Genomic DNA, 12039 nt, shown 5'->3' with positions numbered 1-12039 from the left:
CATGGTTAGTTTTCTTATAACAAGTTAGTTTATTTGATGCAGGTGTAGAAGTTGATGATGTGTGTTCCTAGCTTTAGCTATTAGTCAATTCTTTCCATCCAAGAATCATTTTATTAGCTTGCCTCAATGTTTCAATAGAAGGCAAGTCTTCTGTGCTTAGTGGTAGACGAACAGTTTTGTGTTCTATAAGCCCAATGTCATGTAAGAGTGCTTTAGTAGGTATTGGATTGCTGGCAGTAAATAGAGTTTTGCAAGCTTGTTGCCAACTGTCTGCCTGAGGGTTCTCGCCACTCATACATTGCTTAACATATTCATGTACTACACGTGGCCAAACATTGGCAGCAACAGAAACCAGACCAGCCGCACCCTTAGCAGCCATATCGGGTATCATATTATCATCTCCACAAAAGACCTCAATATTTGGTGCAACTTTCTTATACTGAGTTAAAGTATCAACGGTGCCACTTGAATCTTTGATAGCCCAAAATTTTTCGTGGCTGAATAAGTTGCGTACAGTTTCAGCGTGAAGACTCACTCCTGCTCTTGATGGAATATTGTAAAGCATGGCTGGCACATGTGCTTTTTCAAGCAGCTTTTCAAACCATAAAGTTTGCCCCATGATTCCAGGCTTTGCATAAATGGGAGTTGTCATTAGATAGCCATGAATAGGCATACCCTTGCAAAAATCAAGCCATTCAAGAGTCTGATATAGATTCACTCCTGGTACACCAATTATAATTTTCGTATTTAATTTTAGCTCACATACAAATTCAACTAATGTGCGCTTTTCAGAATCAGTAAGTGATAAGCTTTCACCTGTGCTACCTAGCAACACTACACCATTTTCAGCTTCAGCTTGCATTGTTAGTAAACGCTGCAAGCTTTGGTAATCTATACTATCTCCACTGGAATTAAAAGGAGTAACACAAGCAGTCCATAAAAATGTAGATTTCAATTGAAGTTATTAAAATGGTATTTCATCATCGATTAGTTCGTCTTTTATATCGTTGTCAAAACTTCCGTGTTTATCTTTTTGTTCTGTTTCATTTTGTTTGTATTCACTTGGCTTGTAATCAGAGTTTGACATACTGTTTCGTGAATCTAAAAGGGTAAGGGCACTATTAAAGTTATACAGCACCACCTCTGTTGTGTACCTTTCGCTACCATTTTGGTCAGTCCATTTTCTAGTTCTCAGAGAACCTTCAACGTAAACTTTACTACCTTTGCGCGCAAAATCCTTAACAATTTTTACTAATCCTTCACTAAAAATTACAATATTATGCCATTCTGTCTTTTCAGAGCGCGTACCAGAAAATTTGTCAGTCCAACTTTCAGATGTGGCTATCGAAAAACTTGCCATCTCTTTTCCATTTTGTGTAGTCCTAATTTCAGGATCTTTTCCTAAATTACCAACTAATATGACTTTATTTATAGTACCACTAGACATAATTATGCTTTAAAATAAATCCCTTTATTATCTTACGTGAGAGTATTATTGTCAAATTTAATTAAAAACGCGCTTGGAGGGATTCGAACCCACGACCTTTGCCTCCGGAGGGCAACGCTCTATCCAACTGAGCTACAAGCGCAGATGTATTAGATTATTTAATAGATAAACTATCTAAATCAAATTTTTGTTCTGGATAAAGCGTAAACATAATACCTCCATGTCTAAAATGTACATTTTTAGAATTGCTTATCCGTTCTTTTGTTATCTTTTGGTTTACAGCCCATGAAAAAGTTACATAATTTTCAGTTACTGAGTGCACTTTTAAATCCTTAGTATTTATAAACAACTTTCCATTTACCCATATTTTCCATGTATCGGGGGAAAAGTATAAAATTGAATCTAAACTGACTACTTTACAATTGAAATTTTCTTCCTCTGTAACTCCTGAAGACTGTAAGTTAAACTTTTCCATCTCACTAACTATTCTATTAACCTGCTCTTCATCAAAAAAAATGCTTTTTATGCTACCATATTGCGATAAAGTACTCTCTGCTGCCTCTTTTATTATATCGTCTCGATCTATATAATAATTGTTGATAAAAAAACACTCCTTCGCACGCAAATTTGCTATATCAATGAAGTCATTTATTTCTTGATTTCCAACTTTTAAAATACTTTTTAAGTACTTCTTTTCTATAATCATTCCATCATTAGAATGATGACAGACCATTTCATCATTGCCTTGTCTTTCTATATATACACATAAATTTTCACTATTTAACCCTAATATTTTATGCTCAATAAAATCTTCATTACTAATATGCTGTTGGCAAGAATATTTTTTACAAATCCCTATATTTTCTACAAGATCTTCGCAATTGCAATATGCACTAAAATTAAAAAATAGCAGCGTAAAAATAAAAAACAACTTTATATTCATCTACTTAATATGGTATACCAATCAAAAACTATACTAGCTCTCACTATCTCTATCATATTACCACTTAAAATCTGGTTTATAGCTGCAGAATCTATATTTCTCTGCTTATTCAAGGTAAGAGATCTGATCATAACATAACCAGGAAGATTTGGAATAGACTGTAGAAATAAAAAAATATGCTTATCGCTAATTGAGCTTAAACTTAGAACCACTTCACTTCTTATTACTTTTGTATGTTCACTTTTATTGTGGAGTTCAGCTTCTTCAGGTATAGAAATTGATATTTCAGGTTCTAACATGTAGTGTTTTTTATATAGCTTGTTAAGCTCAAAATTTAAATTTGTAATGTATCTGCTACTATGTAAGTTTGAAGAAGAAATTCTTTTCCATAAGTCTAGGTTTTTATTTAGAACGACTTCTTTATTTTGAATTTCAATGATCTGTAAATTAATAGAGTGTATTTCCTCAGCTGCAGTTTGATTTTTATTATAAACCTTTTTGTTATAGATAATAAAACACGTTGATAACCCTATTAATACAATAGATAACAATAAGTAATATATGCACTGAATTGTAGCTTTTCTTTTTAGTTGAGAGATAGTCATCAATCTACATTGCCTCTCCTATTTCAACATCAATAGATAGATTTTTCTCTTTAGTAGTAGGTAAGCTGGAAATACTAATATCATGAGTACGGAAATTATCGTTTAAATTTTTCTGTAGTTTCTCATATTGATAAGAAATGTCTTTACCAGATTGAAAATTAAACCTTAAAGTTGTGGTAATATAACTTTTTGCCTCATTATAATTCCACTTAAATAATTGAAGCTCTACATCTGGTACTTTTAGCTTTTCTACATACTTAACTTGTGTGAGAGGAGAGTACTCTATTTTTGATAAAATATTATTGATATTAATAAAATCGTAAACTTCATCTATCTTTTTTACATTATAGCTTTGGCTAAGTTTTATTAGTTTGTTATTTAAAGCACTCCGCTTTGCAGATAAATTATCAGCAATATTAAAATTCGAATACAAATTCCGCAAACAAAAGGTGTTAATTACAACTAAAGTCAAAAGGAGGTATAGAAAAATCCGAGGAGAGTTTAAATAAAGGTAATTGAATAGATAAAATTCTTTAGTTTCTTTTGTATTAAAAACATCTGTTGGCTTATTCTTAAAGCTATGGAACAAAATTGTAGTATCACAAAAGCTATCTTTTTCGCTTATAGCTAATTCTGCTACCAATATTTTACCTAGCTCATATGGAGTCAATATGTTCACACTATTCTCTGAAAAATTTATAACTGATAAACTAGATTTAATAGCTTCTGATACTATGATGCAAAGGTCGATAGGGTCATTTTTTTCAAATCCAAACTTAGTTAAAGATTGAATTGTATTTTTCACTTCTTGATATATTTCACCAGCAATGATTCCTGGTAAATTATCATCAGTAAATGGTATTAAACGTGTAAATATCATTTTGTTCTCTTTAAGAACCACTTGTCTATAGCCACCTGTTTTAGTTGCAGCAACTATAATTTTCCAGTTACTAGGATCTTTGTGTAGAATCTTTTTTGCTATACTGACTAGTTCTATAGGAAACATTAATATTCCTTTAAAGTTAGAGCCTATTTCAACAAACACGTCCAACCAATATTCTATTAAATGATTTGCTTTTGATGAAACAAATAGATACCGCCAGTTTTGATTAAATTTATTCGGCTTTTCGACCAAGAGAATAGAATTTATATCATTATTATGAGCAAAATGCTCTACTTTTGTTTTTGCTGATAGATAAGCACTAATCCTATTTACTCTTGGGATAGACTGTAGCAAATAGTTCTGATCAGTGTGATTGAGAACCAGATATAAGGGTGCTTTTTTATCTGATGAGAGACATGAAATTAAGTCAGAAACAACTTTATTATTTTTGTCCTTAGCAAAATATCTTTTATTTAAAGTATCATTTTTAAAATATAGTAACATTGTGCCTTCTTTTCCTATAGAAAGCATAAACTTACTTTTGGGTTTTGACCCAAACATATTAACAAAGTGTATACTCATCTAGAATTAAAAAGGTAATTTATTGAAATTCATTAAACATTAGATGACAATATGACTTATATTATAAGTTTTTGATAAAATTAGTAGTAATATTAACCCTTTTGTATGGTGAAGGTTTTTTATATTTTAATGTTTCTGTGCTAGACACAACTTAACCTGACAAACGAGGATTAATTATATCTCAGCTTGATATTTTATTCTCCAACAGACTGAAAATTGAATTGAGCTAAAGACTTGATTTGACGCACTTTGTTGCACATTACCATTTAGTATACTTGAACTGAACATTTTCAGTGAATCCATCTGGCATGACTGAAACTTTTGTATTCATATTTATTTTTAAGTAATTTACTAGCTCATCAACTAATATATCAGGAGCAGAAGCACCTGCAGTAATTCCTATTTTTTCTGCGCCCTGCAACCAATTTTTGTTCATACATTTATAATTATCAATCAAATAGGCTCTTTTTCCTCTGGAAATACACAGGTCTAATAAACGGTTTGAATTTGAACTGTTTTTGCTTCCTACAATTAACACTACGTCTGTAATTTTAGCCAATTTTTTAACAGCGTTCTGCCTATTTTGTGTTGCATAGCATATATCTTTTAAGTCGGGGCCTGTAATGCTTGGAAATCTGAGCTTCAGTGTAGCAATAATTTCTTTGGTATCGTCAATACTTAACGTGGTTTGTGTTACATAAGATAAATTATCTGGATCTTTGATTTGTAAATTGTATACGTCTTGCATAGTTTGCACTAGAGATATAGGATTACTTACTCTTCCTGTAGTTCCTTTAACTTCTGGATGATTTTCATGTCCAATTAGAATTAATTCTTTACCACTATCCTCATACCTTTTTGCCTCTTTATGTACTTTGCTAACTAGGGGACATGTTGCATCAATAATTTGAATACCCTTTCTTTTTGCCTCATCCTCTATACTTTTTGACACTCCATGTGCACTGAAGATCAATATTCCTCCATTGTCTTTAATGTCTTCTATGCTGCTTACAAAAACCACTCCTTGTTTCTTAAAGCCCTCTATTATATATTTATTATGAACGATTTCGTGTAGTACATAAACTTGGCGTTCGTTTTTGTATTTCTCTAAAGTCATTGCTAATATGTCTACAGCTCTTTTGACTCCCGCACAGAAACCGCGTGGTTCAGCAGCTAAGATAATCTCCATTTTTTTTCAAATCAAGTAAGTATGCAAGCATTGCTAAAAAGCAAGCTCCGCTCACTATGTTTCATATAATGACTGCTTTACTATAATTTCAAATTTATCATTACCAAGATTCTTATTAATATACCAGGAACCGTCATCTTTAATTACAAATTCAGGACCCTTGAGGTCTCTTGTTATTGTCCTTCCATCTTGGTCATCCATGGCAATATGGATATTGAATGTAACGATGTCTAGATTTATTATAGCTTTTTTCCCACTGTATGAATTTAGACTAAACTTGCCCAACATGACATCATTAATGCTCACTTCTCCTGCATAAGTATCACACTGACCATCTACACAACACTCACTTTCAATATAAAAAAGGTCTAACATATTTACATCTATAAAAAAAAGAACTAAACTTACATACTAAATATAGCTTATCATTAATAAGCAATTACAGATTACTTTGGCTACAACAATAATGCAACTGGAAGTATAACATAATTAATTGTATAAGAAACTACACTTTAGAGAAATGGTTGTTTGGTTTTTTTATTAATTTTTTTCACCATACTGTCAATCATGTGTTTTATTCCTTGATATACAGAGTGTGTACTTTCATCACTACGCATATAAGCAGAGCAGGAAAATATACTATGCTTTTCGTCTTCTATTGATAGCTTTGTATCGCATGTTATATGTTCGCCGCCGAGCTTCTCTATCAACTGGTCTTTGTCGTCTCCTATAGTTACCTTAATCTTACTTTCTTCTTTACCTATCTTGCTACTTAAAATTAAAACAATAATGGCTGGAGATATACATATAGTTCCTATTGGCTTTTTTGCAACAAAGAACTCTGAGACTAATCTTTCAAACTCAGGCATTACTGTTTTATTTTCAGCTAAGTCAGATAAATTTTTTGCAACTCCATATCCACCAGGTACGACTAGCATGTCAAAATTTTCAGCTTTAGCTTCTCTTAAATCATTTATCTCACCTCTTGCAACTCTTGCTGCTTCTACAAGTACATTCCTTTTTTCTTTTACTGCTTCTTTTGTTTTGTGATTCATAACTTGTGTAATATCAATGTCAGGAGCAAAACATGTGACTTCAACTTCCTGCTGATCAAGCACAAGCAGAGTTAAGACCGCTTCTCTCACTTCTGTGCCGTCGAGGTGGCCGCATCCTGATAAAACCACAGCGGCTCTTAATTTTTTCTCACCCATAAAATACCTTGATTTCATATAATCTAGGTATTGTAATACAAATTCCATATTTGGAAAGGAGTAATTATTTTATGCTAGTTATAATATAATTAATAATTAGTATGTATAATTAGACATATTGATAGTTGATGAAATTGAATATGGCACCTACAGACAGTACGTTTTTTGACATTGACTACCCAGAACTAAAAAAAGCTATTTCAGATATAATAGAAAGCATTGTACAGTTCTCACAGGAAGAAAAAAGGAAGTTGTTTGAAGCCCTATCAGCACAAGTTAGAGAGATGAACCTCAAAGATTTAGGTTTAGCGATTAATGACCAAGGCTTGCAAAAGGAGGTCAACAAAGAATTATTTATAAGATTCATTGAAGAAGGGCTTAAAGGTTTAACTCCTGAAAGTGTTAACTCAAAAATAATAGAAGATGCATTAAAATCTGTTAATCAGCAAGCAATAAGTAATATTATAAATAATAATAAAGGTCCGCTGGACAATCTAGTCAATTATTTTAAATCAGCATCTGCAAATGAAAAAATTGGAATGGCTTCTGCTGTAATGGTATTAGGAGCAGCATTTTCTCCGCTTATTGTGCTTGCCACATTAATAGCGCTTGTGGCTATTGGAGGACGTTATGTAGGAATAGGTATAGGAAAGGCAGGGGAAAAAATAAAAGAAGGTGCGATTGCAGTAGGAAAAGCAGTAGAAAGTTCATATAAGAATACTGTAGATAAATTCCCTACAATTCAAGCAAGAGAAAATAATTTTGATAAGCTACATGAGAAATTGTCTAAATTTATTAGGGATAATCTTGAGTCAGAGGAAAAAGGTGAAGTAAAGAATGCTCGGGATGAGGATATAGTAATAGAAATGCTTCAGAATCAAGAGCAATGATCTGCTATACAAGAGTTAGTAAAGAATGGAAATATTCAAAAATTTTCAGAAGCTGATATGATCAGACTTCTGAACAAAGGTCTTAGTACTCATGAGGAAGATATGCAGAAATTGCTAGATTTGATGAAAGATTTTCTACCTGCAATTATGGCAATTGGTAATAATAAAATAGAGAAGGTGGAAAAAAAGGTTAATGAGAAAGTTCAGAAAATAGAACCAAGTCCTAAATTAGATAGTTCAAGTGCTGAACGAGTTAGTGAAGAAGGGAAAGAAATGGGTTGATACATTTGAAGAGCGTTTTGATGCAAAAATGTATCTGTCTATCTTATTTTGCCACCCTGCTAAGCGGACACAAAAAATTACTTCCGCATATTTTAAATCTGATTATAATAACAATTAGAGATATTTATTGAGCTCAAAAATCTATCTCCGTCTGCAGCAGACCTTTTTATTAAACTCATAAAAAAAATGTAGCGTATCCTCTTCAGTGTATACTTAATTTCTGTCATATGTGCGCTGCATTTTTTTCTAATCTTTTTTACAGGGGGATTTTATGTCCAGAATTCCAGATATTTGACCTTTACTTTAGCTAATAAAAACCAACTGGTACCTGCGGTTTTTATAGCTACGTTTCTCAAACAAGTTTCAAATGAATAGATTTCTTGCATAACTGGAATTCAAAAGTTGATGTCATTCTAGCGCGTGACGCTAGAATCCAGTCCTTTTGTGCAAAAAACGTTGTAAAGTAGCTTAGTTGGATCTCAGTGTCAGCTACTCTGATGACAAGAAAGGGAGTGCAGGTTTCAATATTTGCATGCATCTGAACAGATAAGCAATTACTATCAGAAAGAGGGAGACTATGCTACTCCTTTCTATCCACTTTTTTGAGCAATCCACTTCTACACCTAACACACATTTCAGTGATTATAATATCCAATTTTTGATCATGCTTTTCTACAGGTAAATTTTTACAATATTGCTTCTCATAGGCTACACCTATAAATATTTTTCCAAGTGGCCGTAATTTTTTTATCATTGTATCATACCAACCGCCGCCAAAACCTAATCTATTAAAATGATCATCAAAAGCAACAATAGGGGTAATGATTGTATCGGGAATTATATCTTCATCTGCTTTATTCCATTCCTCGAATTTTAATAACTTATTTTTATTAGGAACTGCTACTTTATAATCTAAATCGAGTAAATGATGCATCAAAGGCACAACATTAATTTCTCCTCCATCAATTGGAATATAAGCTGCAATTGTTTTACCTTTAACGTAACTTAAGCTCTGACTAAAAAGATTAATAAGAGAATTTGCTGCATAACTTTCATCAATATCTCTTCTTATGGTTCTATATTGCTTCCTTAGTTCCTCTTTGTGCTGTTTAGTGTCTTTGAACATGTTCTATCCATTTTGCAGTGAGCTTTTCTTGTAAACTATTTTGCTTCAAGCGCTCACTTAAAAAATCAAAGTCAACAAGCTCCATATCCTGGTCTTGATTACTGCAACTATAAACAAAACTTATTTCTCCTGTTTCCTTATTTATGTGTTGCTGAATACATTGAGCGCAGATTTCTTTCATCATGCACTGCATAGGAGAGTTAACAGATGATATTGCTACGTGATTTGGTTTTAGGTATGGTTTTAAAATTGTTTTTCTAGCTTCATTTATAGCTTTCATCATTTTATCAGAACCAATAGTGATGATTTTATCTATAGTGTTCAAATTAATATCTACCTTTTCTCGTTGATAAGAAACTATTGCATCAACTATATTACCATGAAAGGATTTATCCTGTTCTCTGCTTGTTTCTATCAATCTTTCTTCACATGCCCAAACTGTCACGTTTGATGCACGTTCTATCAGTGCTCGTTTAAATACATCACTTAATTTCTTATAGCCAGCGAAATATAAAACCTTATGATTGTTTTCAAGACAAGCTTTGCCTATCGAAAATAACACTGCATTTCCAACTCCACCGCCAATGAGCATTATATTCTTCATAAACTTTTTATGGAGTAGAAAACCTCTCTAACTTCAATTAAACTGATAACTAACAGCTGCATTTTTACGCATATTATCCAATAACAGGTTGCTTTGTATCATAATCTTTTGTTGATACATTTCCTGTTTGATTGCTTCTATATCCACTGCATTACTCTTGATGTCACATAACATCATCAATTTTGCAGTACTATTTTCTCTTAATTCTACTATTTCATTCGTACTTGTTTTGCTAAATAAAATCTGTAAATCAGGATTTAAATCTCGCATTTTTACTTTAAATTCTTTTACGCTTGGCAACTTGAAATCGTCTGCTAATTTGTCAACATTTAGACAACTGACCTTTTGCTCCTTAAAATTAGAGAGTAAATTTTCTGAATCTTTAACCATAACTTGTTTTACTTTTAAAATACTTTCCAGCAGTGTATGATCGAGCTGTACCTTATCTATGACTTTTATAACAGAGTAACCTTCGCTTAAACTAATCGGACCTGCTACATCACTGATTTCTAATCTTTCCAAAACGTCCTTGAGAGTACCTTTTAGCTGACTTAAATTAACTGTTGCTTTGCGCATCTTTATTGAAGATTCTGGATTATTACTGGTACGTAATTTTTTTATTAAGCCTTCAGCCATCTTCTGATCAGGAATTACAAACTCCTGAAACGTAATAATGTAATCAGGCTTCTCTTTTTGCTTTCTTGCATCATCCACTTCTTGATCGCTGATATTGATAAGCGGTACAACTCCTACTTCAATAATCTTGTTCCACAGTAGTTGACACTTTATTTGTTTTCTTAGAGTGTTGAGATCTATGTTATGCTTCTTTATATATAGATCAACTTCATCAGCCTTAAGTTTTAAACTTTGAGTTAAGAATAACGTGATAGAATTATTTAACTCCTCGTTGCTCAATTCTATATTCATCTTCTGTGCTTCGCTAACAATGATGATTTCATCTATGAGCTGTCTTAGGATTTGAGGTTTTACTTCTTCGCGATTAACACTCTGATTACCAAGCAATGAATTTATAAAGTTGATGCGTCTTTCGATATCTAAATTTGAAATTGGCTCACCATTTACATCTGCAACAATTTCAATCTCGGTTGCAAGTAACCTAATCGGCAGTATTATTAATATCAAAATTAGTATTTTATGCATATAAAATTATTTAGCTAATAACTAATTCTATAATAAATACTGAATAAACGCTAGCTAACTTTTTAATAATTAAAAAAGAGGGTAAAATTACTGTAATGAATACCTAAACAATAATATACGGAAGGAGAGGGATTCGAACCCTCGATACGACTTTTCAATCGTATAACGGTTTAGCAAACCGCCGCCTTCAGCCGCTCGGCCACCCTTCCAAATTATTACTATAATATCAAGACCTTTACTGCCTGTCTAATGCTTTTAATTGCAATATTTGTATCTGTTCAGATGCATGCAAATATTGAAACCTGTACTCCCTTTCTTGTCATCAGATTAGCTGACACTGGGATCCAACTAAGTTACTTTACAACGTTTTTTGTGCGAAGGGACTGGATCCCAGTGTCAAGCACTGGGATGACACCATTTGTTGTAAACTCACTTTTACTCTATGGTTATACTACCTTACCGCTATCCTGAACGGATACCAATATTTACCCATTAAAAACAACAATATTTTTCCGAATAACTGTAATTTAAGGCTAAATCAACGCAAACTAATTTCTACTTTTTTCAATGATTTTTTTTGCTTCTTCTACATCAGCCCATTCTCCAACTGTCACCGTTTTTCCCTTTTCTAAATCTTTATAATGAGAAAAGAAATGAGCTATTTTATCTAGTAAGCTTTTAGGTAGGTCAGAATAGTTGTTTATATTGTCATAATAGCTATCAACACTAGAGATAGGTACGGCTAATATTTTTTCATCCTCTCCTTTCTCGTCTTTGGTAAGTAATGCACCTACTGGACGCACTGATATCAAAACTCCAGACGCTAAAGGAAATTGAGTTAGCACCAAAACATCCGCAGGGTCACCATCACCTGCGCAGGTATTTGGTATAAACCCATAATTGCAAGGATAAGTCATTGAGGTAGACAAAAATCTGTCAACTTGTAACAACCCAAGCTCTTTATTAAATTCATACTTTACGGGTTCAGCATTTGCGCCTATTTCAATTACCACATTCACCGCATTTGGTCCCGCTGTTATTTTACTTAAATCCATGGATTACCTCGTTATTCAAGAGAAGATATTATATAGCATACACTTTAAGAGTGCTACATTT

14 protein-coding genes and 2 tRNA genes are annotated in these 12039 nt (G+C 32.7%); 2 read left to right on the top strand and 14 right to left on the bottom strand.

The genetic code is table 11. The annotated features are described in order from the left end of the window. Positions 1 to 73 precede the first annotated feature (73 nt). From dapA to elbB, 9 genes are all read right to left on the bottom strand, one after another. Complete coding sequence (gene dapA / locus BBB02_RS02575) at positions 74 to 955, bottom strand: 4-hydroxy-tetrahydrodipicolinate synthase (RefSeq protein WP_127463884.1); 882 nt, start codon at positions 953 to 955, stop codon at positions 74 to 76. Between the two features lie 9 nt (positions 956 to 964). Further along, a complete protein-coding gene (gene ssb / locus BBB02_RS02570; protein WP_006014313.1) occupies positions 965 to 1447 on the bottom strand; it encodes a single-stranded DNA-binding protein in 483 nt (160 codons plus the stop codon). 68 nt (positions 1448 to 1515) lie between these two features. After that, a tRNA-Arg gene (locus BBB02_RS02565) sits at positions 1516 to 1589 on the bottom strand. 12 nt (positions 1590 to 1601) lie between these two features. Then, positions 1602 to 2390: a hypothetical protein gene (locus BBB02_RS02560; RefSeq protein ID WP_127463883.1), complete on the bottom strand. Its 789-nt coding sequence runs from the start codon at positions 2388 to 2390 to the stop codon at positions 1602 to 1604. Further along, positions 2387 to 2995: a hypothetical protein gene (locus BBB02_RS02555; RefSeq protein WP_127463882.1), complete on the bottom strand. Its 609-nt coding sequence runs from the start codon at positions 2993 to 2995 to the stop codon at positions 2387 to 2389. The genes BBB02_RS02560 and BBB02_RS02555 overlap by 4 nt, the downstream gene beginning before the upstream one ends. A gap of 4 nt (positions 2996 to 2999) precedes the next feature. Then, positions 3000 to 4439 carry a hypothetical protein gene (locus BBB02_RS02550; protein WP_179948515.1) on the bottom strand — a complete coding sequence of 480 codons (1440 nt, stop codon included), beginning with the start codon at positions 4437 to 4439 and terminating at the stop codon, positions 3000 to 3002. Positions 4440 to 4719: 280 nt separating this feature from the next. Continuing rightward, a complete protein-coding gene (ispH, locus tag BBB02_RS02545; protein ID WP_127463880.1) occupies positions 4720 to 5649 on the bottom strand; it encodes a 4-hydroxy-3-methylbut-2-enyl diphosphate reductase in 930 nt (309 codons plus the stop codon). A 54-nt stretch (positions 5650 to 5703) separates the two neighbouring features. Then, positions 5704 to 6024 (bottom strand): hypothetical protein, encoded by a 321-nt coding sequence (locus BBB02_RS02540; protein WP_127463879.1) that lies wholly within the window; start codon positions 6022 to 6024, stop codon positions 5704 to 5706. Between the two features lie 137 nt (positions 6025 to 6161). After that, complete coding sequence (elbB, locus tag BBB02_RS02535; protein WP_127463878.1) at positions 6162 to 6860, bottom strand: isoprenoid biosynthesis glyoxalase ElbB; 699 nt, start codon at positions 6858 to 6860, stop codon at positions 6162 to 6164. A gap of 140 nt (positions 6861 to 7000) precedes the next feature. Here elbB and BBB02_RS02530 point away from each other — a divergent pair, with 140 nt between their 5' ends. Together BBB02_RS02530 and BBB02_RS06385 are read left to right on the top strand one after the other, a co-directional pair. Then, entirely contained in the window at positions 7001 to 7750 is a 750-nt protein-coding gene (locus BBB02_RS02530) for a hypothetical protein (RefSeq protein WP_245970183.1), read from the top strand. Positions 7751 to 7852: 102 nt separating this feature from the next. Continuing rightward, positions 7853 to 8032 (top strand): hypothetical protein, encoded by a 180-nt coding sequence (locus BBB02_RS06385; protein ID WP_245970182.1) that lies wholly within the window; start codon positions 7853 to 7855, stop codon positions 8030 to 8032. Positions 8033 to 8612: 580 nt separating this feature from the next. Here the strand turns inward: BBB02_RS06385 and BBB02_RS02520 are convergent. The 5 genes from BBB02_RS02520 to ppa form a co-directional block, all read right to left on the bottom strand. Continuing rightward, positions 8613 to 9158: a 5-formyltetrahydrofolate cyclo-ligase gene (locus tag BBB02_RS02520; protein WP_127463877.1), complete on the bottom strand. Its 546-nt coding sequence runs from the start codon at positions 9156 to 9158 to the stop codon at positions 8613 to 8615. Further along, complete coding sequence (locus BBB02_RS02515; RefSeq protein ID WP_127463876.1) at positions 9142 to 9762, bottom strand: ferredoxin reductase domain-containing protein; 621 nt, start codon at positions 9760 to 9762, stop codon at positions 9142 to 9144. The genes BBB02_RS02520 and BBB02_RS02515 overlap by 17 nt, the downstream gene beginning before the upstream one ends. Before the next feature lie 33 nt (positions 9763 to 9795). Continuing rightward, positions 9796 to 10923, bottom strand: a complete 1128-nt coding sequence (locus BBB02_RS02510) for a SurA N-terminal domain-containing protein (protein ID WP_127463875.1) — start codon at positions 10921 to 10923, stop codon at positions 9796 to 9798. A 118-nt stretch (positions 10924 to 11041) separates the two neighbouring features. Next, positions 11042 to 11132, bottom strand: a tRNA-Ser gene (locus tag BBB02_RS02505). A gap of 339 nt (positions 11133 to 11471) precedes the next feature. After that, positions 11472 to 11978, bottom strand: a complete 507-nt coding sequence (gene ppa, locus BBB02_RS02500) for an inorganic diphosphatase (RefSeq protein ID WP_127463874.1) — start codon at positions 11976 to 11978, stop codon at positions 11472 to 11474. Positions 11979 to 12039: the final 61 nt, after the last annotated feature.

The sequence above is a fragment of the Wolbachia endosymbiont of Bemisia tabaci genome (assembly GCF_003999585.1).
GTDB lineage: Bacteria > Pseudomonadota > Alphaproteobacteria > Rickettsiales > Anaplasmataceae > Wolbachia.
Note: the sequence above shows the minus strand (reverse complement) of the source record. Positions and strands in the feature narration are given on the sequence as shown.